The organism is Oligella ureolytica DSM 18253 (assembly GCF_000373745.1).
In the GTDB taxonomy this organism is placed as follows: domain Bacteria; phylum Pseudomonadota; class Gammaproteobacteria; order Burkholderiales; family Burkholderiaceae_B; genus Oligella; species Oligella ureolytica.
Window position 1 is genome coordinate 92,930 of record NZ_KB892291.1, and the last position, 22,151, is coordinate 115,080.

Below are 22,151 nucleotides of genomic sequence, written 5' to 3' on the forward strand. Positions count from 1 at the left end.
GTTTAATCCTTATGCTCTACCTTCAAGACGGCGACTAATACGCCATTGTGCGGCATTGATGATAAAGAGAATCGTAAAAGCAATGAGCAACATAAATAAGGCCACAGCGGACGCTCCCTGCACATCAAACATCTCTAGTTTTGCTGTAATAATGACCGGTAAAATTTCAGACACCAGCGGGATATTACCGGCAATAAAAATCACGGAACCATACTCACCGGTCGCTCGGGCAAACATCATGCCCGTACCCATCAATAAAGCCGGTGTTAACTCGGGTAAAATGACGCGTCGAAACGTAGTCCAGCGATTTGCCCCTAAGGTCGCGGAAGCCTCTTCTAACTCAGGTTGCAGCTCTTCCAGTACCGGTTGCACCGCACGCACAATAAACGGCATACTGACAACGACCAAGGCGAGGTAAATACCGGTTGGAGTAAAAGCAATCCGCTGTTCAAAGAATTGACCCAACCAGCCGTTTGGCGAATAAAGTGTTGCTAAGGTAATCCCTGTAACCGCTGTTGGCAAGGCAAAAGGCAAATCAACCAACGCATTCATCAGAGACTTACCGGGAAACTGATAACGCACCAATACCCAAGCCACTAAGGTACCAAAAAACAGATTAGTAAAGGTCGCATACAGTGATAAACGAAGGGTTAAAAAAATGGCTGCCATCACGCGCTCTTCGGTGATTGTGCTGATAAACACATCCCATCCCATACCAGAAGTGACCCAGAACAGCATAGCAAAAGGTAAAAGCACCAAAATGGATAAGCAAAACACACTTACCCCTAAACTTAGACCAAAGCCCGGTAGTATCGTTTTTTGTTTGAGTAAAAATTGCATTATTTAATACCGCTTTTTAACAGCAAATGCGCTTAGCCTCATAAAATGAGTTCTAAGCGCATTGAAGCTGAATTTTAAAACTTTTTTATTATTTAGCGCTTGTTGACTTCGTCAAAAATACCGCCATCAGCAAAGTAGGTTTGCATAATTTCCGGCCAATCACCAAACACTTCTGTCGCACGGAAAGTCTCTACCGGAGGGAAGCGATCAGCGTTTTTCTCTAATACCTCTTGGCTACTAGGACGTAGGTATAAAGAAGCTGCTAACTCTTGCGCAGGCTCACTCCACAGGAAATCTAAGTACTCTTTGGCAGTCGCTTCTGAGCCCTTACGCTCAACTACTGTATCGACAATAGCGACAGGGTTTTCAGCTTTAATGGAGTAAGTTGGGTAAATCACTTCAAATTGGTCTTTACCAAACTCATTGGCTGCCATATGTGCTTCATTTTCAAAGGTTAGGAGCACATCACCAATACCTCGCTGTACGAAAGTCGTCGTCGCAGCACGGCCACCATTTTCTAAGATTGGCGTATTTTTCAAAATACCACGCGCTAATTCTTTGGCTTTTTCATGATCGCCATTATGCTCTTTTAAAGCGGCACCATAAAGTGCTAGGAAACTATAGCGGCCATTACCGGTGATTTTCGGGTTAGCAATCACGATTTGCACGCCGTCTTTTGTCAAATCTTCCCAGTCTTGGATGTTTTTAGGATTGTCTTTGCGCACTAAAATCACGGTTAAGCTGGTAAAAGGTACCGCATTGTCAGGAAACTCCTGCTCCCACTCTGCATCAATCAGACCCTTGTCAACCAACAATTGAATATCTGAGCTTTGGTTCATTGTCACGACATCCGCTAATAAACCGTTGGCCACACTCATCGCTTGCTTAGAAGAACCTGCATGTGACTGCTGAATAGTTAAGGTCTCACCGTTATGCTTGGCAGCATAATCCTCTAAAAACAAAGGATTAAATTCCTTATAGAAGTCACGCATCACATCATAAGATACATTTAAAAAAGCATCTTTACCGTCTTGTGCTTGGGCACTGACAGAAAATGCAGCAGAAGCCGCGATAGACAAGACTAACGCAGGCTTCAGCGCTGATGATAAAAAACTTTTACCGAATTTCATAAGTATTCCTAAATAATATTTTTGTCTATTGAACGCCTCAAAAAGACATAAGAAAGAATATAACTCTTTTTTCTTATAATTAAAAACAATAAATTTACATATTTATATTACCAAAAGAAATATAAACATATTGATTTAAGCATTAAAAACCTTGTCAATATTAGAGAAGAACGAAGAATCTTGGGGCTTTTTTATGACACAAATCAATAAAGCCCGTCGCCGAGTGCTGACAACGAGCGGTAGCGTCTTAGGCTTAGCCTCTATTAGTGCGATTAGTGGCTTAACCCCGGCAGCCAAAGTACTAGCAGCAACCCAAACTGACGCAGGAAGCGGTCCCTCCTTACCGGATTATGCCTCTTGGAAAGATCCCGATAGCTTAATTATCCATAGTGCAAACACGATGGAAACTAAGCGTAGTGCTTTCGGTAGTGGAATCATTACACCACTAGAACGTTTATTTGTACGTAATAATATCTCGCCCCCAAGTGAGGATATTATAAAAGTTCCGGACGCTTGGGAGATAGAGATCGCGGGGGTAAAAGACCCATAAACTCTGACCGTTGCGGATCTTAAAAAGTTAGGTATGACTACTGTAGCCATGGTCCTACAGTGTAGCGGCAACGGTCGTGCCTACTTCCCATCAAGGCCAAGTGGTACTCAATGGACCGTCGGCGCAGCAGGCTGTGTCGTCTTTAGTGGTGTTCCTGTTAAAACCCTACTAGAACACGTCAATGGCATGAATGATGGTGCCAAATATATGACGCTGAACGCATTCGCCAAACCATGTTCGAAAGCATGAGCGCTATGCCCTCTTTTGACGCAATGGATGCAGATGACATAGAGGCGGTAATTGCTTACTTAGTCTCGGCCATTGAATAATTGCCCTAGCTCTAAAGCAATAAATTAAAAAAGCGCCTTGTATATGTAGAAGGCGCTTTTAAATGAATTGTCAGTAAATTGTTAATTTACACAATACCGCTCGCTTGCTCATCGGCATGATAAGAAGAGCGGACCATCGCTCCCACCGCCGCATGGCTAAAGCCCATTTTGTAGGCTTCCTCTTCGAGCCAAGCAAATTCATCAGGGTGCATATAACGCTCAACAGGTAAATGATAACCGGAGGGTGCCAAATACTGACCGATAGTAATCATATCAATGTCGTGCTCACGCATATCACGCATGACCTCAAGAATTTCGTCATTATTTTCGCCTAAACCGACCATAATGCCGGACTTAGTCGGGATACCCGGGTACATACGCTTGAAATCCTGAAGCAACTTAAGTGAGTGCTTATAGTCCGCCCCCGGTCGTGCTTGCTTATATAAACGAGGAATTGTTTCTAAGTTGTGATTCATCACATCAGGCAAACCGGCAGCAAAAATATCTAAGGCTCTTTCTAAGCGACCACGAAAATCAGGGACTAAGACCTCAACCTGAGTTTTTGGTGAACGCGTACGGACCTCATTAATACAATCTACGAAGTGCTGCGCCCCACCATCGCGCAAGTCATCACGGTCTACCGAGGTAATCACTACGTAATTAAGACGCATTAGTGCGATCGACTCAGCTAAGTTAGCAGGCTCTTTTTCATCTAAAGGATCGGGGCGACCATGACCGACATCACAGAATGGACAACGACGGGTACACTTATCACCCATAATCATGAATGTCGCTGTCCCCTTACCAAAACACTCACCGATGTTTGGACAAGAAGCCTCTTCACAGACCGTCACCATTTTATTTTCTCTTAAGATACTCTTAATATGGTTGAACTGTGAATTTGCCGGTGCGGCTTTTACGCGAATCCACGACGGCTTTTTAATCGGCTCTCTTTGTACTACTTTGACTGGAATACGAGAAACCTTGTCAAAAGCTTTTTGCTTTTTGGTCGCAACATAGCTTTCGTCTTTCTCTAAAATTGGTAAATTTGTACTCACTGCTTTTGTCCTCTAAATTAGAGTGATAGTGTTGTCTAGGCGATGACCTACTAAGCCAACGCTAATTTAGCGCTAAATATGCTCTGAAGTTCTTCAACCACTTTATCAGAAACTTCTTCCACCGTCGCTTTTATCCCCAAGCTTTGCATATCTATTGTACGTAAGCCCTCGTAACCACAAGGATTTATGCCCAAAAAAGGCTCTAAGTCCATCGCCACATTAATTGCCAAGCCATGATAAGTACAGCCGTTAGTAATTTTAACACCAAGGGCCGCGATCTTAGCCAAACCATCGCCGGGAACGTCTGGCATTGGCACATAAACACCCGGCGCCTTTTCTTTGCGACAGGCATTAGGGATACCAAAATAAGCTAATGTCCTGATTATTGCATCTTCAAGACCTTCCACATACTCTTTCACGAACATCTTGTAGCGATTAAGCTGCAACAAAGGATACACAACGACCTGTCCGGGGCCATGATAAGTGACCTGCCCACCACGATTACAGTGCACAATGGGTATTTGCTTGGGATTTAAAATGTGTTCCGGCTTTCCTGCCTGACCGAGGGTGTAAACAGCCTTATGCTCTACCTGCCAAATCTCGTCTGCTGTGTCGTCACTACGAGCCTCAGTAAACTCCTTCATGGCATGCCAGAACGGTTCGTAATCTGATAAACCCTCAAATTTCTTAATTTTGATCATAGATAGTGATGGCTTAGCTACTTAGTGATTTTGCACCTAATAGCTAAGCGTAGGTTAGAGCACCGCTTTTACAAGTTCATGCCCATGTAGAGCACGGTAAATATTATCTAATTGCTCACGTGACTCAACATAAACAGTCACGGTCAAACCAACATAATTACCCTTACTACTTTCTCGGAAGATAATTGTTTCATGATTAAAGCTGGGATCGTGCTCTAAAATGATGGGCGTCAAAAGCTGCACGATTTCCGGATGATTTACACTCATCACTTTGATGGGAAAATCACATGGATACTCAATCAAAGATTCTTCTTTTGGTATGTCTTTCATATCAATCAAAGTGCTGCCAGCACCTTTCCATAAGCTTGTTTTAGAGCCTTGTATATGGGTCCGACCTCACCGTTTGCAATAGGCTTTGCATCGAGCTCTGTGATCGGCAAAATTTCTTTAGTGGCAGAAGATAAAAACAACTCATCCGCTTGCTCAACCTCTTCCTTCGACACCGGTCGCAGATGCAAAGGAATACCCTCGGCTTGGCACAACTCCTCAATCAAGCCATAGCGGATTCCCTCTAAGACCAAATTATCCTTGGGTGGGGCGATCACTGCACCATCTTTAACCACCCAAATATTCGCCGAAGAAGCTTCCGATAAATAACCATCACGAAACTGAATAACATCATCCACACCGCGCTCAACGGCGTATTGCTTAGCGAGGACATTACCAAGTAAAGAAACCGATTTAATATCGCAGTGCAACCAGCGCATATCCAGCATACTGACCGTACGTAATCCCTGCTCAATTTCTTTTACACTGGGTGCTACGCGAGGAGCTGCCATCAAGAAGATAGTCGGCTTAATCGGTGGATTCGGAAAAGCATGGTCGCGCTTAGCCACACCACGGGTCACTTGTAAGTAGACTAAGCTATTATCCCATGGCGCACGCTGAGCCATCATTGTCATCAGCTGTTGCCACTCTTCTGCCGTATTGCCTGTTTGTAGGGAAATCTTGTCCAAGCTGCGCATCAAGCGAGCCACATGCTGCTCTAATCGAAACGGTTTACGATTATAAACCGGCACAACCTCATAAATACCGTCACCGAAAATAAAGCCTCGATCTAACACAGAGATCGTTGCTTGGCTCAAAGGCAAAATGTCACCGTTTAAATAAACGTCAACATCTTCTGTAACGCCCGGAATTAACTCTTCAATCATCAATAACTCGCTTCGAACAAACTCTTAGAAAGAGCCCATTAACTTATCCCATAAACGGCCAAATAGACCGGCCTGCTCAACTGCTTCAATCACCACTAAGGGATCCTCTTTCATGATGTGGCCATCTAATACAAACTGCACTAAGCCAACCTGCTGACCACGCTGTAATGGCGCAACAAGCTTCTGATTAATCTGTGTAATGGCCTGTACCTCATCTTCGCGTCCACGAGGAACAGTAATAGCAACCTTATTCTTTGAGCCTAATCTGGCTTCCTTGGTCTTGCCCTCCCAAACGCGCAAGCTAACTATTTCATCACCCGCATCAGCTACCTCTCTGGCAACAAAATTAGCATAGCCCCAATCTAATAACGCCTGATTAGCGCGTTCGCGTGCAGCGATACTTTCCGTGCCAATCACCACCGACAATAAACGACGACCGTCACGTTGTGCCGTTGTAATTAAACTATAGCCTGCCGATGACGTATGACCGGTTTTTAAGCCGTCAACACCTAAATTACGACGCAATAAACCATTACGATTATGCTGATTGATATTATTGTAGCGGTATTCTAACTGACTGAAATAGTGATAGTACTGCGGATGATCTAAAATGATGTGCTGCGCTAATACCGACATATCACGGGCCGTGGTATAGGTACGCTCTGAAGGTAAACCGGTTGGATCACCAAAGCTAGTATTAGGCATACCAAACGCTGCAGCGCGCTTATTCATCTGATCGACAAACACATTGAGTGAGCCACCCACGGTTTGAGCCAATAAAATACTGGCGTCATTACCCGACTGCACAATCATACCTTGTATCAACTCACCGATTTTCACCGGTGTATTGATCTCAATAAACATACGGGATCCCTCAGCAGCACGAGCTTGCGGGGTCACCATCACCTCTTGCTCTAGCGAGATACGACCTTTATCCAGCGCATCAAACACCAAGCTCGCTGTCATCAACTTAGTCAGAGACGCAGGCTCAACACGCATATCCGGATCTTTTTCTGCCAAGATCTGCCCAGTATCGACATCCATGAGTATCCAACTACGAGTCTCAATATCCGGCACCACAAAATTAGAGAAACCAACAACGGTTGGCGTATCCGGCGTCGTTGGGACGATCGAAGAAATATTAGTTGCTTCTGTTTCGGTTGGCGTCACAGGCTGCAGAATAATTTGTCCGCTCGTCGTGCTGTCTGCTGCTTTTTTACCTGATAAAAACGTATAGGCACCAACACCCACCAAAATTAATATCAGTAAAATTACTATTCTTTTAAACATCGTCGTTACTCTAAATCGCTATAAATAATGGATTGGCTATTGTAAAACTAAATCAGGTCAATACCCTTGAGATAGAGCTCTAACTGCTTCCGAAGTTCAATCAAGGCCCCATGAAAGTAATGCCCCACACCAGGCAATACTGTGACCGCCTGCTGTTTGCTTGTCAACCACTCAAAGGCGTCACTCAGAGGAATCACCTCATCCTGCTCACCATGGATAACAAAGGTATTGTCCGGCAAATCAACCTCTCTATAACTAAAACGCCACACACCCACACCAGCGAGCAACAACGCAGAGGGCATCGTCAATAGGGATTGTGATGGCGCTTCGGCAATCAGCTCAGCAATTTCTTGGTGAAGCTGAGCTGCGACTGCTGAGCCAAAGGAGAAACCACCAATCAACCAAGGCAGTCCTGCCAATTGAGGATGCTCAGCTAAAAACTGCTGCACCACCTGAACCATATCGTGAGTCTCCCCTCTGGCCTCATCAAACTCACCTGCTGATTGACCGACCCCTCTAAAGTCTGGACGCAATACAGCATAACCATGATTGACTAACAAACGTGAAATGGTGGTTACTACTTTATTATTACGGGTTCCTTCAAATAAAGGGTGAGGATGTAAAACTATCGCCCAACCCTCAGGGGCATCTTTTGGGTAGTCGATCATGACATCTACAATACCGACACCACCCTGATATAACTTAGTCGCTTGGGACATATAATCATCCAATCCTTTTAAATATAAAGTATTAATCACCCTATGGCAGGGCTTCAATATGTATATCTCGAGGCTTATACTCCACGATTCGCGGTGAACCGGAGCTCATTTTCAGCTCACTTGGTTTAAAACCAAGCCAACCCGCTCCTAAGCCGTAGATAAGTACATTAACTAACAACAGTAAAATAAATAGGTTGCGCATCGTGTTATTCTGCTCTACAGACTATTTGGGCAAAATGGAATTTATCGTGACACATCAGATCAATGCGCGACCGAATCTTGCAAACAATATTGCGCATAAACCAACAACCCCGCCAATACGGGATCGTCAAATGGGACAAGCTCCATTGTATCAAATCCGTGTAACCTAATTTGTTCTGCAAGCAGACGATGCAATTCAGGCACAACATAATCCGCCGCACCACCGGCATAAAACACCACCGGATTTAATCCATACTGCTCAACGACACAAGTCCATTGGCGCAAGACCGCAGCCGCCTGAGCAGCAATCATGCCACTTTCTAAGGCATCGGCAGTCGACAGAGGGAAGGTCATCGGCAAGCTTGATTTTCCCCACTTAATCGCCGGTAGCTGAGCTGTCCCCTGAGCCAAGCTATCAGCCATCATCTGCAGCCCCGGGAAGATCAAACCACCCAAAAACTCGCTCTGATACACAGTATCCACAGTCGTCGCCGTACCGAAGCTGACTAACATGACTGGACGATGCTGCGCCTTTTCATGCACACTAAGTCCCAACATAGCCAGCCAACGATCCGATCCTAATTGGCTGGCGTCAATATAGGCATTTTTTAAGTGCAAAAGCTGTGGTTGCGAACTCAGCCAATATTGCTCATAGGTCCCGGCACCATGATGAAGGCGGAGTTGCTTACTAATCTTGGCTGCGATTATAGAACCGGCCACATTCACACCGATCACTAAGGTTGGTTTTTTATTAAATTGCCCTAAACGCTCTGACAATCGCTCTATTTCATCGTGAGTCAAAATAAATTTATTTGATTTAGGGAGCCCTTCGGGTGTACGACATGACAGCGACTCATAATAAACAAACTTAATTCGTGTATTACCGGCATCAATTAATAGCACGGCTTTGGACGCATCATACATCCCGAACCTCTTCCACGGATTGAGCTTCAGTGGCACGCACAGATACATCGCCATAAATGACTTGCTTAAGCCCATCCTCAGTCATCACCTGCAAGCAAGCATTATTATCAACCCCTTGGGCGACGCCACTGTACATCACCTCTGCACCGTTTAACACATCAACAGTTTGACCGACCAAGGCATCCACTGCTGCATGCCGCGCTATAAATGGCTCAAACCCCTCATCTTGGTATTGCAAAATGGCTTGATACCAAGCGTTGGCAATTAGAGCTACCATCGCACTGACGTTTTCTGCTGCTTTATTTTCACGTTCCTTTAATGTCGAAAGAACAGAAGTCCAATCGGCCACTGGTCGTTGTAATGACTCACTTAACACCTTTGCATGAGTAAGGTTTAAACCCATACCGACAACGACCACATGGTGGTGCGCCGAAAAACGAGCCACCGTTGGTTTAACCGCCTCGACCAACAACCCTGATAACTTAGCGCCATCAAATAAAATGTCATTAGGCCACTTCATAGTTAAGCGATACTGATGCCTTGTACCCACCAATTGGCGTAACTGCTCACAAGCCACAATGCCACAAATTGGCGCCAGCATGGGCAATTGACTAGCAGGCAAGTCCACATCAAAGGCACATGAAAACATCAATGTGGTCTTATCTAAATCCTTCCAATGACGACCGCCCCGTCCCTTACCTTGTGTTTGATGATGCGCCCCCAGCAATGTTGGACGCTGCTGCACCGGTTCAATCTGACGGGCACCGGTCATTAGCTGGGCATTGGTTGAATCAATACTGTCAACCCACTGCACTCCAGCAAAACCGGGTAATTCTTGCTTAATATTGACTGCTAATTGCTCTGCAGCCGGTAACGTGATTAAAGGCATAGTTCAAATCTAAACGACTTAAAGTCTACTGTAAAAAAGGTTGTAAATAACACATTGTCCTCTCCGTTGCTCCACGGTGCTGTGACATCCATTGTTTTGCAGCCAATCTCATGGCTTCACGCTCCTGAGCATGATTGAGCAACTGCTCAGCCTGTTTCACTGCCTCTGTCGCATCATTGACTCGTATCGTCGCACCGGCCGCTATCGCATCGTCTACTGCCTGCTTAAAATTAGCTGTGTGTGGCCCAACCATAACCGGCACGCCGGCCGCACTTGCTTCAATATTATTTTGTCCGCCAAAATCAGCAAAACTACCGCCAATAATTGCGACATCTGCTAAGCCATAATAAAAAAACATCTCACCCACACTATCGCCTAAAAGCACTTGACACTGCCTGAGAGCCTCAATCGAGGGTTGCTGCGAACGTTGCAAATAAGCCAGAGTTGATTTGTCTAATAGCGTACTGACTTCGCCAAAACGTTGTGGGTGACGTGGCACCACAACATATAAGGCCGCTTGTTGTCCCATTTGACTAATAGCATTGATAAACATGGCCTCTTCACCATCACGCGTGCTGGCAATTACCACTACTGGACGTTGCAACTGCTCTTTAAGATGTATCGCTTTTTCCATCAAAGACTCGACAACGGTAACATCAAACTTTAGATTACCTGCTAATTTCACCTGACTAAGACCATATGACCTTAAACGCACCTCATCTTCCGTTGTTTGGGCTAAGATCAGGGTTAAGGAATCAAAAGCATCTCTCAGTACACGCCCCATCCAACGACTTTGCTTTAAGGTCGACTCAGAAAAGCGAGCGCTTACCATGAGCATTGGAATCTCTTGAGTTTTTGCTTCCGCTAATAGATTGGGCCAAAGCTCCCTTTCGATCAAGATGCCACAGCGCGGCTGCCAATGATTTAAAAAGCCGGTGACCGCCTTTGGCAAGTCATAAGGAACCCATGCTTGTCGCAGCTGGCCTGATACTATATATTGCTTAAAAAAAGAGGCCCCCATCTCTCGACCGGTCGCTGTCATATGCGTTAGTAGTACCGGCAACCCCTGATCCAACAAAGCTTGAATTAATGGTTGAGCAGCGCGCGTCTCACCTAAACTCACCGCATGCACCCAGACCGGACGTTGAAAAACGTCCATGTGGTCAGCAGATATGTTTGCAGCATAATCACCGAAACGTTCGGGAGAGGGAATTTCCCATACACCACCGGCACGCTGAGCTTTACGCTCCAACAACTTGAAAATAATCGGCGATGCCAAACGCAATAACGTCGTATAGATGAAGCGATTCATCACTGCTCCGATCGCTCGAGCCCCAACGCTTGATTTAATTTTAAAATAACAGCATCACGACTTGGTGGCACTCCCCTATCACCCAAACTCGCAGTCATGCCGGAACCTGTTACTGGTGCACGCACAGGCGTCGAAGCGCAGTAAATACCAATCGTCGGACGCCCTAATGCGGCGGACAAATGGGTTAAGCCGCTATCTAAACCGATCATCAAGCGGGCTGCCGCCAAGTGCTCAGCCACTTCTTTTAATGGTAAACATATCAGAAGTTCTACATTAGGGTATTTTTTTACTAACTCAGCGGCTCGTTCGGCTTCCTTGGCATTGCCTGCCAATACGCGCAACGCTAGACCTTGCTCAAGCAAAAAATCCAACACTGCATGCCAATCCTCTTCAGGCCAAAGCTTATCATCACGACTTGCAGATGGCATCACGACCGCATAATTCTGGATTTCCACCCCATCAGTAAAAGCCTGCAATCCAAAATCAGGAGGCCCTTCATAGGTATAACCTAAGGCTAATGCAGCTAATTCCCGCTGACGAATAACCGCCGGCTGCCAAAACTCAACACGATGACGCTTTTTATAAAATAGCGAAGCAAAACGCTCTCGGGCAGATCTCCAATCAAGACCGTGACGCTCACCAATGGTTTGTCGGACCACCCAGACCGACTTCATTAGTGCTTGCATATCTAACACAATATCGTATTTTGTTTGGCGTATTGTTTTTTTAAATTCTGCTCGTTCGCGTCGAGCTGCGCGACCTAACCACTGTTTGCGCCAACGACGATGTGAGATAGTAATGACTCGATTAACCGCAGGATGCCACGATGGAATCTCTGCGAAGGCTTCTTCAACTACCCAGTCAATTATGGCATCTGGGTAATGCTTAGCAATATCAGAAATCGCCGGTAGCAAAAAAACCAAGTCACCTAAAGAGGAAGAACGCACAATTAGTATTTTTTTAGACATATACCCTTTCTACTCTAACAATTTAAGCTTAGCACTTAACGGCAAGTGATCGGAAATTTTATTCCACGGCCTACCCTTGAGAACCTCGGTGGTATCAATCTCAAAGCCTCGCTGATACATACGGTCCAAACGTAACCAAGGAAAAGAAGCCGGATAAGTCCGTGGATTATAGTAGCGCCGCTCAATAAAAAAAGCCTCTGTCAAGCGCTTAAAATTATCAGACCGCATATAATTTGCTAAACGCTCCAAGCGGTTTTTCAATTCCGGATTTTGCCACATCAAGTTCATCTCATTAAAACCTTTTTGGAAGTTAAGCTTAACAGCCGGAAGCTCCGCATCGATACGCTTTGCCTCATCCTCAAAGACCTCTTCTAAATGCAACACAGACATTAACTCACTACTTAAGCGTTCGGTCCAATCATTAAAATCACCGGCAACAATAATTGGTTCTTCCGCTTTTACCAAGCGATTAATACGTGACGAAATAGCTTCTGCCTGACGCTTGCGGCTCTGCTTAAAAAGACCTAAATGCACAACGAAGCAGTGAATGTTTTTCTTATTGACACACACTTGGGCATGTAGAACACCACGCTGCTCCAAACGATGATCCGAAATATCCTGATTCTCCTGATACACAATCGGGTAACGGCTTAGTAAGGCATTACCATGATCGGTGCTGCGTCGAATGGCATTGCGTCCATAAACGACGTGCATATCAAGTGCTTCCGCTAAACGTTCCGGCTGGTTATGAAGCGTACTTTCTAAGTCATTACGCCCTTGTACCTCTTGTAAAAAAATTAAATCTGCATTTTCACGTTGCAACGCTTCTTTTAAGCTAGTCAACGAAGTACGTATCCCTAAAGGCGCCTTACCTTTGTGAATATTGTATGTTAGAACTTTTAATTTAGTCATAACAATGGAATCTACACCCGCTCAAATTAAGATTAAGGCATTTAGAACTGATACCCAAAAAACACTATTTGGAGAATCAATTGATAGAAGAAATTAACCCCAGTTCCAATGACAGGCTGTACAACTCCGAGCATTAACAAAAGCAATAAAATCCAGATACCATAAGGCTCGATGCGTGCTAGCTTCTGCTCCACCTCAAATGGCACAATGTTCATCAGAACACGACCACCATCAAGAGGCGGTATTGGCAGTAAATTTAATACCATCAATACCAGATTAATTGAAATACCGGCTAGAGACACCTCCCACAGAAAGCCATCTACTTGGCCCAACATGACTAAGATGCGCAATAAAACAGCCCACATAAAGGCCATCACAAAATTGGCTGCCGGCCCTGCCAACACCACCCAAATCATATGCTTACGAGGCTCTCTCAGCTCACCTTGATTGACCGGCACCGGCTTTGCCCAACCAAACAACATCCCACCCAAAAAGAGAGTTAAGGTCGGGAAAATTATCGTACCAAATGGATCAATATGACGGACCGGATTTAGGCTGACCCTACCCAACACAAAAGCGGTATTGTCACCAAATCTCTTGGCCACATAACCATGAGCAGCTTCGTGCAAGGTAATCGCAAATATCACGGGAATAGCATAGACTGTGATCAGTCTAATGGTTGTTTCAATGTCCATATAAAACTTATTTAAGCAAAAGCTAGCCTGAGAAGGTATTACAAGCCTGCAAACTACCTTGCTGCAAACCTATCGTAAACCATTGTACACGTTGTGCAGACGAGCCATGAGTAAATGAATCCGGCACGGCATAGCCCTGAGCATTTTGCTGAATACGGTCATCACCTACAGCCGCAGCGGCATTCATCGCATCTCTGATATCGCTCTCGTTGATAGTATCGCCCTGTTTTTGTAACTCATGAGCCCAAATACCGGCAAAGCAATCTGCTTGCAACTCAGTTAGCACTGAAATCTGATTCGCTTGACGCTGACTGGCACGTTGTTGGGCTGCTTGGGTTTGCTCTAAAACGCCTAACACACGCTGCACGTGATGCCCTACCTCATGAGCAATGACATAACCCTGCGCAAAGTCACCACGTACCCCCATACGCTTACCGGTTTCACGGAAAAACTCTAAATCTAAATAAATCGTTTGATCGCCTGGACAATAAAAAGGGCCCATAGCACCCTGCCCTAAACCACACGCTGTGCGAGTTGCGTGGTCATATAAGACTAAGCGTGGTTCTCGGTACGTTCCTATCTGATGAAGCCTAAACTGCTCACTCCAAATATCCTCAGTCGTACCCAATACCTGTGCGACAAAAACACCCTCGGCATCAGTCAACTCACCTGTCGTACCACGCTGTGAGACTGTACTCTGATCATAACTCGTGGAATCTAAACCACCTAGAAACTGCAAGGGGTTAACTCCAAAAGCCAACCAAGCAACCAATGCAATGACGATGGTACCAATGCTAATTTTACCGCCACTAAAGATCGGAATGCCTCCACGTCCGGAAGAACCCCTTTGTCCACGACGATCCTCGACGTTTCTACTTTGTCTTCTGCCACCAAGCTTCATTTAAACTAATCTCTCTGTAAAGGCCCTATATTACTTGCTAGTGCATGTGCCAGCCATTAGATACCACAATGGATTGCCCGGTCAACGAGTTACTAGGGAAGGTTGCCAAAAATAGCGCCGCAGAACTAACGTCTTCAAGGGTCGTAAACTCATTATTTACCGTATTTTTGAGCATGACATCTTTGACGACTGCCTCTTCGCTGATACCTAGCTCCTGAGCTTGCTCCGGAATTTGCTTTTCTACAAGAGGGGTTAAGACAAATCCCGGGCAAATTACATTAGAACGCACATTGTGTGCTGCGCCTTCTTTGGCCAACACTCGATTTAACCCTAACAAACCGTGCTTTGCTGTGACATAAGGAGCCTTGAGCACAGACGCTTCATGAGAGTGTGCTGAGCCCATATATATCACCGAACCGCCACGATTATCCTTGTACATATGCTTTAATACCGCTTTGGTAGTCAAAAAAGCACCATCCAAATGGATAGCCAACATCTTCTTCCACTGGGCATACTCGAACTTATCAATAGACTCAATAATTTGAATACCGGCATTTGAAATCAAAACATCAACAGCACCAAAGTAAGCTACTAAAGCATCTACGCCCTGATTGACCTGCTCTTCATTGGTCACATCCATTTCGATCGCCATGGCACGGCCACCGGCAGCCTCGATCTCAGCTACGACCTTTTCAGCACCCTCTAAATTCAAATCAGCTACACCGATCGCCGCACCGGCTGCTGCAAATCTTAGCGCCATATCACGGCCCAAACCACTACCTGAACCGGTAATCAATGCAACTTGACCATCTAACGAGTAACTTGCCTGTGTCATCCTATGTCCCTTTACCTATGTAATTAATCTATCAAAAATAACAGTAGCACTATCTTAGTACTGTTCCCAGTGTATTATCAAACGTTTATATTACATAATAAAGCAACTCACTATCTCATTTGCTTTTTTTTAATAAATTTGATGACTACTATGAAAAAAATATTCTTTGTCACTGGAGCCACGGCCGGCTTTGGTAAAGCGACCAGCGAAAAACTCATTAGCGAAGGGCATGTTGTTATCGGTTGTGGTCGTCGCGCCGAACGTCTTGAAGCCATGCGCAACGAACTCGGTGATCGTTTTCACCCCTTAGCTTTTGATATTCAGTCAAAAGAAGCCATCGCCGATGCGATCAATAGCTTACCCGCCGAGCTAAAAGAAATTGACGCACTGGTTAATAACGCCGGTCTTGCAAAAGGACTGTCCAACGCACAGGAGGCCGATCTTAGTGACTGGGATCAAATGATCAGCACAAACATCACTGGCCTTGTCCATGTGACGCGCCATATCTTACCGGGCATGGTCCAACGCAACCGCGGCATGATCATTAATATCGGTTCGATTGCCGGCAATTGGCCCTACCCGGGCGGCAACGTCTACGGTGCTACCAAGGCCTTTGTGCGCCAATTCAGCCTAAATTTACGGGCAGATTTAGCCGGCACTAACGTTCGCGTAAGCAATATCGAACCGGGCCTTTGTGGTGACACTGAGTTTTCAAATGTACGCTTTGATGGCGATGAATCAAAAGTTAAAGCCATCTATGAAAATGTCGACTTTGTCAGACCAGAAGATATTGCCAACATCATTTCATGGCTTGCTACGCAGCCTGAACATGTCAACATCAACTCACTGGAAGTGATGCCAGTCGCGCAGTCATTTTCTGCTTTGAAAGTGACAAGAAAAGCAAAAGACTAATCTGAACCATCAAAAAACCGCTAATCCATTGTATTTGAATTAGCGGTTTTTAGTATCAAGTAGACAGCTTAATTACTGCTCTTCTGCCTTTTTACGAAGGCGAATATGCAGCTCGCGCAACTGCTTCTCATCAACCTCAGAAGGTGCTTGTGTTAATAAGCACTGAGCACGCTGAGTTTTAGGGAAAGCAATCACATCGCGTATGGACGAAGCACCCGCCATGATCGTTACTAGACGGTCTAAGCCAAATGCTAATCCACCGTGTGGAGGTGCACCGTAGCGTAATGCATCTACCAAGAAACCAAACTTAGTTTGAATTTCCTCTTCACCTAATTTAAGAGCCTTGAATACTTTCTTCTGGAGCTCAGAGCGATGAATACGAATTGAACCGCCACCAATCTCCCAACCATTTAAGACCAGGTCATATGCTTTGGCAAGCGCTTTTGAAGGATCACTTTCTAAGAAATCCTCATGACCATCTTTAGGACTGGTAAACGGATGATGCGCAGCAACATGACGTTGCTCTTCTTCGTCGTATTCGAACATTGGGAAGTCGACGACCCACAATGGTTGCCAACCCTCTTCGAAGAGACCATTTTCTTTAGCAAACTCACTACGACCTAACTTAACGCGCAATGCACCCATCGCATCATTAACCACCTTAGCCTTATCAGCACCAAAGAAGAGAATATCGCCATCCTGTGCTCCTGTACGCTTTAAGATTTCTTCGAGTGCGGCATCGTGAATATTTTTAACAATGGGCGACTGTAAACCATCACGACCATTGGCAACTTCATTAACCTTAATCCACGCAAGACCCTTGGCGCCATAAATAGCAACGTACTGCGTGTAATCATCAATCTCTTTACGAGAAAGAGCCGCACCGCCCGGCACTCTTAGCGCAATGACACGACCATTGTCCATATTGGCCGGACCACTGAACACCTTGAAATCAACGTCTTTCATCACCTCGGTCAACTCGGTAAACTCCAACTTGACACGTAAGTCAGGCTTATCGGAACCAAAGCGCGCCATTGCCTCTGACCAAGGCATGGTTGGGAATTGACTTGGCAACTCGACCGCTTTAACCTCTTTGAAAATATGACGCATCATTTCTTCAAAGATCTCACGAATTTCTTCCTCATTTAAGAAAGAAAGTTCGCAGTCGATTTGAGTAAACTCAGGCTGACGATCCGCACGTAAATCCTCGTCACGGAAGCACTTGGTGATTTGATAATAGCGGTCAAAACCGGAAACCATCAACAACTGCTTGAACAACTGCGGAGACTGAGGTAAAGCAAAGAACTCACCGGGATTAACACGAGAAGGAACTAAATAGTCACGAGCACCCTCTGGTGTACTCTTGGTTAGCATGGGTGTCTCGATATCAATAAAGCCAAGCGAGTCTAAAAACTTACGAGACTCCATGGCAACACGATAGCGCAACATGAGGTTTTTTTGCATCACATCACGGCGCAAATCAATGACGCGATGTGTTAGGCGAATGGTCTCCGATAAATTATCGTCATCTAACTGAAATGGAGGAGTGACGGATGAATTTAATACCTCAATTTCATCACATACAATTTCGATCTCACCAGACTTAAGATCCGGATTAACCGTACCTTCCGGTCGATGACGTACAACGCCTGTTACTTTTAAGCAGAATTCACTGCGGATGCCTTCAGCAATCTTAAATGCGGTTTCATTTTCAGGGTTACAAACCACCTGCGCCAGACCCTCTCGGTCGCGCAAGTCAATAAAAATCACACCACCGTGGTCGCGACGACGATGAACCCAACCGAATAAAGTAACTGTTTGATCTAAGTGATCTAGACAAACCTGACCTGTATAGCAGGTGCGCTTCATATTTACTCCGAACACGCTCAATAGCGCTTTTATTAGTTTATATACTAAATTTTAAAACTTGTTGAATGGACTCTGTAACTGCTTAACCCTCGGCAGCACCACCGCCTGATGAGGGCTTACCACCATCACGGAAGTCAGTCACATACCAACCGGTACCTTTAAGCTCAAACCCAGCCGCAGTCACTTGCTTAACCATCGTATCCTGGTCACAGGAATCACAATGGGTCAATGGCGCATCAGACATTTTTTGTAAAAGCTCTTTTTCTGAGCCACAATTCTCACAACGATATACATAAATAGGCACAACACACTCTCTAACAGTAATCGTCCATAAACTAGGAACAAAAAGGGATATAAAGGGCTATATTTTAGCCCTTTTTACCCCTAAACGTTGCTCTTTAAGAGCTAGATTTATAATAAGATAAACGCCGCAGCAGCAATTAAGGTCGGACCTAAAGCAGCTAAAAGCAAATACTGTGCTGCAATCGCATGATTCGGGAATGATCGTCTTAAGAGCGAAAAACCCGCAGGGTTCGGCGCATTAGCGATAACGGTTAAACCACCACCAGTGACAGCACCGGCAACCAACATATAGCGCCATTCTGAGCTAGTACCCTCTACTAAAGAACCCAAGTAGGTTAGCGCAGCATTATCAGTAATAGCTGTTAGCGACGTTGAGCCTACAAATAAAACCATCGGTTCTAAACTGCCCAATAGACTCTGGAGCCACCACTGCTGCATACCACCTAAAATCAACAAACCTGCCAAGAAAAAACCAACCATTAGGCCCTCTTTGATTAATAGAGGATTTTGGTAACGGTTATAAGCAGTACAGTAACCGATAAACAACATCAACATACCCATAAAAATATGTGGATGATGCGAGAAATACACCACGCCTAATAAAAATAGGCAATGAATTATGATGACACCAGCCGGCACACTTTCTGCTCGCTCGGCAACGCCGCCACGCTCAATACGGGTTTCTTTGCGGATAGGTACCCTAGCTGTACGAACAATCTCACGACGACATACAAACGTTATTAATACCGCATTGATAATGACAGCAATGGCCGCTTTCCAGCCAAAGGTAGTTAACATAAAGAAGGAATCCCAGCCGAAGGTATTAGCTACGATTAGAACCGGCGGCGCAGCAAAAGCAGTTAACACACCACCAATAGAAATATTAACAAACAGCACACCCAACGCCATATACTTGTACTTAGTGCTTTGTGCTCGACTAAAATAGCCCTCGCGCAACATCAAAGCAGCCAAAGTCATTGCCGCTGGCTCGGTAATTAATGAACCGACGAGTGGCACTAAGCTTAATGTAATAAAAAACTGTGCAACTTCTGTCTGCAAAGGCAATACCCTTGCTAAGTAACTGACAATACGTTGTACCAAATCTAAAATTGGACGACTGGCCGCGATCACCATAATGGCAAAAACGAATAGCGGCTCCGTAAAATTACGGCTGTCTATGTACTCAACTGCGGCATTTAGACCACCGCTTGCTGCCATAAAAACTAAAAATATGGTTGCCCATAGACCGAACACACCCTCTACTTCAGATAGTAAATGCCAAAGTCCCTGGTGTGGACCCGGCCTGTCTGCAATCTTGGCAAACACAGGGACTGAGAAGGTGTGAACAATCGCAAGACCAAATAAGATGGTTGCGAGTAACTCGGTTGACGTTGGCATGCTTTTGGCCTCCAAAAATAAAAGCTGCTATTTTTAACAATCTGTAATTATAAATATCAATTAAGGGATCGATTTTAAACCAGATTGAAAAACTTCGCAGCATTGAAGGCACTAATAATATTTCTATGAACATGATGTATCACAACTATCATGTCATTCGGTAAAATTTAAATATTATTAATAACAGCAAATGATGCTAGAAAATCTTAAGTGGCTGAACATCGGCATGTTCAACTAAATCAGCCAAGTCTTTTGAAATCTCATAGCCAATAATTGCTGTACCACTCAACGAATACTCTGCGACCTTTTCGCCAGCACTCGTCGGCTGCGTGTCTGTCGTAGTGTTTAAGCTATAGCCCTCGAAGCAAAACAGAGGAATCACATCTTCAAGTCTTTGCAAATAGAGAGCATCGCCGTTACGCTCACGTCGACCTTTGGGACTGACTGGGAAGCCAAATTGACCACTACGCCTAAAAAGCTTTTTGAAAGGATAATACCTATGACCCAAACGATGCACTAAAACAAGTCGCTTATCAATATGATCTTTTCTGCTCATTATCTCTTACCTCATGGTACCTAATTAGATTAGATACAAATAAATAGTTAAAACAAACAGGTAGTCATCGATAGCTCCTAGGTGAGTAATGAATAGAAAAATATGATANAAGCCATATCATCGACTTATGATTATTACTTAAAATATAAAATAAATCAATATAAACTAATAGTAAGTACTTGTGGGTATTGAAAGAAACGAAATAACAAAGCAAAATCAAAGCTATCTTATAAACAAAGAGGACTAAATGTCTAAGAAAAGTATCATGATCGGCTGCGACGGTAAAATCACGCTAAAAAAAGAGATGTTGAGACATTTAAAAGTTAAACCGGGTGAAGAGTTAAGCTATAAGCTACTTCCCGGCAACAAGGTGATACTAGCCCTAAGCAACGATCAACAAAATAGCAACAACAAGGACACCAAGCCACCTAATCTCTTCGAACTAAGTGACTTAGAATATACAGCGATAGATATTTATAACACCTATGACAAATCCGACAAGCAATTATCATTACACTAAAGCCTAAACTGCTTTAAGCGATCCGTTAAAAGCTCTGTACTTATTTCTCCTACATGCAAAGCTTTTAAACGATTATTATTAAAAAATAATGTTACCGGTGTGCCCAGTGTTTGATAATATTCCGAAATTTGAAAATAAGGATCCATTAGGATCTCATCGGCGAGTGATAGCTTTTCATCGCTTAAAAACTCTAATACCAACCTTTCAGATTCACCTTGATTAATAAAATAGAACTTAATATCCGGATAGTCAGTCATTGCCCTTTCTAGGGCCGGCATCTCCCGTCTACAAGGGCCGCACCAAGTCGCCCATAAATTAATGACCACTAATTCATCAGAATGAGTTGATAAATTAACGAAATCATTCGTCAGGGCTTTTAACTGGATATCTGGCAAATCTTGTGCGCCAGCTTTCACGGTCATATGCATTGTTAATACGATCGCAGCAGAAGTTATAACAAGCACTCCTACCGCAATGGCTCGGTGTCGCCAAGTGTTTAGGAAAAATACAGTTAGTACAGCGGCAATGATGGCCCAGCTCACGTCAAAGCCACCCTGCCATATATATAAGATGCGCAATGGGTTATGGCGATAAGACTCCCAATGCCTAAAAACAAAGCCTAGACGTGCCGCTATAAAGGCAGCAATTGTTAGTAATCCTGTCCACGAGTCAAAACGGGGGTGAATGAGTTTCTTTAACAACCCACCAAGAATCATTAGAACAATAAGTCCTACTAAAAAAGAAAAAACAGGTGGAGGCAAAAGAAATGGGCCTATAATCATTGTGCTCAATTCGTTTAAATGAGTAGACAATAAAGTGTAGCAGTTATTAGAAGCGCTTAGTAGTGTGCGACGCATCAACTACTACACAAGCACATCGTTCGGCGAGTTGGTTAGTCAGTCAATGGATGGATCGGGCATAATAAAACCCCCTGAGAGCGTATGCTTTCAGGGGGTTGATGTAATTTGCCTGACGATGACCTACTTTCACGGGAGCGAATCCAACTATCATCGGCGCGAAGGCGTTTCACTGTCCTGTTCGGGATGGGAAGGAGTGGGTCCACCTTGCTATGGTCGTCAAGCGAAGCTTGTATTGCTTGGTTTAGCAATTAGGAAGAAGCACAAT

The 22,151-nt window shown here is 44.6% G+C and carries 25 protein-coding genes, 1 rRNA gene and 1 pseudogene; 4 read left to right on the forward strand and 23 right to left on the reverse strand.

Annotated features, from left to right (window positions below; all coding sequences use genetic code 11):
* Window positions 1-9: 9 nt before the first annotated feature.
* Together cysT and B092_RS0104645 are read right to left on the reverse strand one after the other, a co-directional pair.
* Window positions 10-840, reverse strand: coding sequence for a sulfate ABC transporter permease subunit CysT (cysT, locus tag B092_RS0104640; RefSeq protein WP_018574082.1), 831 nt, complete (start codon window positions 838-840; stop codon window positions 10-12).
* 92 nt (window positions 841-932) lie between these two features.
* Complete coding sequence (locus B092_RS0104645; RefSeq protein ID WP_018574083.1) at window positions 933-1,970, reverse strand: sulfate ABC transporter substrate-binding protein; 1,038 nt, start codon at window positions 1,968-1,970, stop codon at window positions 933-935.
* A 193-nt stretch (window positions 1,971-2,163) separates the two neighbouring features.
* Between B092_RS0104645 and B092_RS15995 the strand changes: the two genes are divergently transcribed.
* Both B092_RS15995 and B092_RS16000 read left to right on the forward strand, forming a co-directional pair.
* Entirely contained in the window at window positions 2,164-2,520 is a 357-nt protein-coding gene (locus B092_RS15995) for a hypothetical protein (RefSeq protein ID WP_018574084.1), read from the forward strand.
* A 33-nt stretch (window positions 2,521-2,553) separates the two neighbouring features.
* On the forward strand, window positions 2,554-2,769 hold the full coding sequence (locus B092_RS16000) for a molybdopterin-dependent oxidoreductase (RefSeq protein WP_083907460.1): 216 nt from the start codon (window positions 2,554-2,556) through the stop codon (window positions 2,767-2,769).
* A gap of 166 nt (window positions 2,770-2,935) precedes the next feature.
* On the opposite strand, the gene lipA is transcribed toward B092_RS16000, so the two are convergent.
* Genes lipA through B092_RS0104725 form a run of 15 tightly spaced genes read right to left on the reverse strand, consistent with a single transcriptional unit; the run spans window position 2,936 to window position 15,468 of the window.
* A complete protein-coding gene (lipA, locus tag B092_RS0104655) occupies window positions 2,936-3,907 on the reverse strand; it encodes a lipoyl synthase (RefSeq protein WP_018574085.1) in 972 nt (323 codons plus the stop codon).
* 50 nt (window positions 3,908-3,957) lie between these two features.
* Entirely contained in the window at window positions 3,958-4,608 is a 651-nt protein-coding gene (gene lipB / locus B092_RS0104660) for a lipoyl(octanoyl) transferase LipB (protein WP_018574086.1), read from the reverse strand.
* 54 nt (window positions 4,609-4,662) lie between these two features.
* Window positions 4,663-4,938: an HP0495 family protein gene (locus B092_RS0104665; RefSeq protein WP_026253599.1), complete on the reverse strand. Its 276-nt coding sequence runs from the start codon at window positions 4,936-4,938 to the stop codon at window positions 4,663-4,665.
* Window positions 4,939-4,943: 5 nt separating this feature from the next.
* Complete coding sequence (locus B092_RS0104670) at window positions 4,944-5,822, reverse strand: D-amino acid aminotransferase (RefSeq protein WP_018574088.1); 879 nt, start codon at window positions 5,820-5,822, stop codon at window positions 4,944-4,946.
* A gap of 24 nt (window positions 5,823-5,846) precedes the next feature.
* A complete protein-coding gene (locus B092_RS0104675) occupies window positions 5,847-7,112 on the reverse strand; it encodes a D-alanyl-D-alanine carboxypeptidase family protein (RefSeq protein WP_018574089.1) in 1,266 nt (421 codons plus the stop codon).
* Between the two features lie 47 nt (window positions 7,113-7,159).
* On the reverse strand, window positions 7,160-7,831 hold the full coding sequence (locus B092_RS0104680; protein WP_018574090.1) for an alpha/beta hydrolase: 672 nt from the start codon (window positions 7,829-7,831) through the stop codon (window positions 7,160-7,162).
* A gap of 40 nt (window positions 7,832-7,871) precedes the next feature.
* A complete protein-coding gene (locus tag B092_RS15595; protein ID WP_018574091.1) occupies window positions 7,872-8,033 on the reverse strand; it encodes a hypothetical protein in 162 nt (53 codons plus the stop codon).
* 59 nt (window positions 8,034-8,092) lie between these two features.
* On the reverse strand, window positions 8,093-8,956 hold the full coding sequence (locus B092_RS0104690) for a type III pantothenate kinase (protein WP_018574092.1): 864 nt from the start codon (window positions 8,954-8,956) through the stop codon (window positions 8,093-8,095).
* On the reverse strand, window positions 8,949-9,845 hold the full coding sequence (locus tag B092_RS0104695) for a biotin--[acetyl-CoA-carboxylase] ligase (protein ID WP_018574093.1): 897 nt from the start codon (window positions 9,843-9,845) through the stop codon (window positions 8,949-8,951). The genes B092_RS0104690 and B092_RS0104695 overlap by 8 nt, the downstream gene beginning before the upstream one ends.
* Before the next feature lie 25 nt (window positions 9,846-9,870).
* Window positions 9,871-11,157 carry a 3-deoxy-D-manno-octulosonic acid transferase gene (locus tag B092_RS0104700; RefSeq protein ID WP_018574094.1) on the reverse strand — a complete coding sequence of 429 codons (1,287 nt, stop codon included), beginning with the start codon at window positions 11,155-11,157 and terminating at the stop codon, window positions 9,871-9,873.
* Window positions 11,157-12,125: a lipopolysaccharide heptosyltransferase I gene (waaC, locus tag B092_RS0104705; protein WP_018574095.1), complete on the reverse strand. Its 969-nt coding sequence runs from the start codon at window positions 12,123-12,125 to the stop codon at window positions 11,157-11,159. Before waaC ends, B092_RS0104700 begins: the two co-directional genes overlap by 1 nt.
* A 9-nt stretch (window positions 12,126-12,134) precedes the next feature.
* Window positions 12,135-13,037: an endonuclease/exonuclease/phosphatase family protein gene (locus B092_RS0104710; protein ID WP_018574096.1), complete on the reverse strand. Its 903-nt coding sequence runs from the start codon at window positions 13,035-13,037 to the stop codon at window positions 12,135-12,137.
* A 41-nt stretch (window positions 13,038-13,078) separates the two neighbouring features.
* Window positions 13,079-13,732 carry a site-2 protease family protein gene (locus tag B092_RS0104715; RefSeq protein WP_018574097.1) on the reverse strand — a complete coding sequence of 218 codons (654 nt, stop codon included), beginning with the start codon at window positions 13,730-13,732 and terminating at the stop codon, window positions 13,079-13,081.
* 22 nt (window positions 13,733-13,754) lie between these two features.
* Window positions 13,755-14,633, reverse strand: coding sequence for a KPN_02809 family neutral zinc metallopeptidase (gene ypfJ, locus B092_RS0104720; protein ID WP_018574098.1), 879 nt, complete (start codon window positions 14,631-14,633; stop codon window positions 13,755-13,757).
* Between the two features lie 37 nt (window positions 14,634-14,670).
* Window positions 14,671-15,468 carry a 3-hydroxybutyrate dehydrogenase gene (locus tag B092_RS0104725; protein ID WP_018574099.1) on the reverse strand — a complete coding sequence of 266 codons (798 nt, stop codon included), beginning with the start codon at window positions 15,466-15,468 and terminating at the stop codon, window positions 14,671-14,673.
* Window positions 15,469-15,618: 150 nt separating this feature from the next.
* On the opposite strand from B092_RS0104725, the gene B092_RS0104730 reads away from it, so the two are divergent.
* Window positions 15,619-16,380, forward strand: a complete 762-nt coding sequence (locus tag B092_RS0104730) for an SDR family oxidoreductase (RefSeq protein ID WP_026253600.1) — start codon at window positions 15,619-15,621, stop codon at window positions 16,378-16,380.
* A gap of 72 nt (window positions 16,381-16,452) precedes the next feature.
* Here the strand turns inward: B092_RS0104730 and aspS are convergent, their stop codons facing one another.
* The 4 genes and pseudogenes from aspS to B092_RS0104750 all read right to left on the reverse strand — a co-directional run bounded on the left by aspS (window position 16,453) and on the right by B092_RS0104750 (window position 20,506).
* On the reverse strand, window positions 16,453-18,249 hold the full coding sequence (aspS, locus tag B092_RS0104735; RefSeq protein ID WP_018574101.1) for an aspartate--tRNA ligase: 1,797 nt from the start codon (window positions 18,247-18,249) through the stop codon (window positions 16,453-16,455).
* 85 nt (window positions 18,250-18,334) lie between these two features.
* Window positions 18,335-18,553 (reverse strand): annotated as a pseudogene (locus B092_RS13705) (FmdB family zinc ribbon protein); the annotation flags it as partial.
* Between the two features lie 107 nt (window positions 18,554-18,660).
* Window positions 18,661-19,950: a putative Na+/H+ antiporter gene (locus tag B092_RS0104745; protein ID WP_018574103.1), complete on the reverse strand. Its 1,290-nt coding sequence runs from the start codon at window positions 19,948-19,950 to the stop codon at window positions 18,661-18,663.
* A 196-nt stretch (window positions 19,951-20,146) separates the two neighbouring features.
* A complete protein-coding gene (locus tag B092_RS0104750) occupies window positions 20,147-20,506 on the reverse strand; it encodes a hypothetical protein (protein ID WP_018574104.1) in 360 nt (119 codons plus the stop codon).
* A 247-nt stretch (window positions 20,507-20,753) separates the two neighbouring features.
* Between B092_RS0104750 and B092_RS13710 the strand changes: the two genes are divergently transcribed.
* Window positions 20,754-21,026 carry a hypothetical protein gene (locus B092_RS13710; RefSeq protein WP_018574105.1) on the forward strand — a complete coding sequence of 91 codons (273 nt, stop codon included), beginning with the start codon at window positions 20,754-20,756 and terminating at the stop codon, window positions 21,024-21,026.
* Here the strand turns inward: B092_RS13710 and B092_RS0104760 are convergent.
* On the reverse strand, window positions 21,023-21,838 hold the full coding sequence (locus tag B092_RS0104760; protein WP_232244286.1) for a TlpA disulfide reductase family protein: 816 nt from the start codon (window positions 21,836-21,838) through the stop codon (window positions 21,023-21,025). The two genes, B092_RS13710 and B092_RS0104760, sit on opposite strands and share 4 nt — an antisense overlap.
* Window positions 21,839-21,993: 155 nt before the next feature.
* Window positions 21,994-22,107 (reverse strand): 5S ribosomal RNA (gene rrf / locus B092_RS0104765).
* Window positions 22,108-22,151 lie beyond the last annotated feature (44 nt).

Bases quoted from the DNA above. Each gene is read 5' to 3' on its own strand.
- cysT (WP_018574082.1), bottom strand. From the start codon at position 840: ATGCAATTTTTACTCAAACAAAAAACGATACTACCGGGCTTTGGTCTA.
- B092_RS0104645 (WP_018574083.1), bottom strand. From the start codon at position 1,970: ATGAAATTCGGTAAAAGTTTTTTATCATCAGCGCTGAAGCCTGCGTTA.
- B092_RS15995 (WP_018574084.1), top strand. From the start codon at position 2,164: ATGACACAAATCAATAAAGCCCGTCGCCGAGTGCTGACAACGAGCGGT.
- B092_RS16000 (WP_083907460.1), top strand. From the start codon at position 2,554: ATGACTACTGTAGCCATGGTCCTACAGTGTAGCGGCAACGGTCGTGCC.
- lipB (WP_018574086.1), bottom strand. From the start codon at position 4,608: ATGATCAAAATTAAGAAATTTGAGGGTTTATCAGATTACGAACCGTTC.
- B092_RS0104665 (WP_026253599.1), bottom strand. From the start codon at position 4,938: ATGAAAGACATACCAAAAGAAGAATCTTTGATTGAGTATCCATGTGAT.
- B092_RS0104670 (WP_018574088.1), bottom strand. From the start codon at position 5,822: ATGATTGAAGAGTTAATTCCGGGCGTTACAGAAGATGTTGACGTTTAT.
- B092_RS0104675 (WP_018574089.1), bottom strand. From the start codon at position 7,112: ATGTTTAAAAGAATAGTAATTTTACTGATATTAATTTTGGTGGGTGTT.
- B092_RS0104680 (WP_018574090.1), bottom strand. From the start codon at position 7,831: ATGTCCCAAGCGACTAAGTTATATCAGGGTGGTGTCGGTATTGTAGAT.
- B092_RS15595 (WP_018574091.1), bottom strand. From the start codon at position 8,033: ATGCGCAACCTATTTATTTTACTGTTGTTAGTTAATGTACTTATCTAC.
- B092_RS0104690 (WP_018574092.1), bottom strand. From the start codon at position 8,956: ATGTATGATGCGTCCAAAGCCGTGCTATTAATTGATGCCGGTAATACA.
- B092_RS0104695 (WP_018574093.1), bottom strand. From the start codon at position 9,845: ATGCCTTTAATCACGTTACCGGCTGCAGAGCAATTAGCAGTCAATATT.
- B092_RS0104700 (WP_018574094.1), bottom strand. From the start codon at position 11,157: ATGAATCGCTTCATCTATACGACGTTATTGCGTTTGGCATCGCCGATT.
- waaC (WP_018574095.1), bottom strand. From the start codon at position 12,125: ATGTCTAAAAAAATACTAATTGTGCGTTCTTCCTCTTTAGGTGACTTG.
- B092_RS0104710 (WP_018574096.1), bottom strand. From the start codon at position 13,037: ATGACTAAATTAAAAGTTCTAACATACAATATTCACAAAGGTAAGGCG.
- B092_RS0104715 (WP_018574097.1), bottom strand. From the start codon at position 13,732: ATGGACATTGAAACAACCATTAGACTGATCACAGTCTATGCTATTCCC.
- ypfJ (WP_018574098.1), bottom strand. From the start codon at position 14,633: ATGAAGCTTGGTGGCAGAAGACAAAGTAGAAACGTCGAGGATCGTCGT.
- B092_RS0104725 (WP_018574099.1), bottom strand. From the start codon at position 15,468: ATGACACAGGCAAGTTACTCGTTAGATGGTCAAGTTGCATTGATTACC.
- B092_RS0104730 (WP_026253600.1), top strand. From the start codon at position 15,619: ATGAAAAAAATATTCTTTGTCACTGGAGCCACGGCCGGCTTTGGTAAA.
- aspS (WP_018574101.1), bottom strand. From the start codon at position 18,249: ATGAAGCGCACCTGCTATACAGGTCAGGTTTGTCTAGATCACTTAGAT.
- B092_RS0104745 (WP_018574103.1), bottom strand. From the start codon at position 19,950: ATGCCAACGTCAACCGAGTTACTCGCAACCATCTTATTTGGTCTTGCG.
- B092_RS0104750 (WP_018574104.1), bottom strand. From the start codon at position 20,506: ATGAGCAGAAAAGATCATATTGATAAGCGACTTGTTTTAGTGCATCGT.
- B092_RS13710 (WP_018574105.1), top strand. From the start codon at position 20,754: ATGTCTAAGAAAAGTATCATGATCGGCTGCGACGGTAAAATCACGCTA.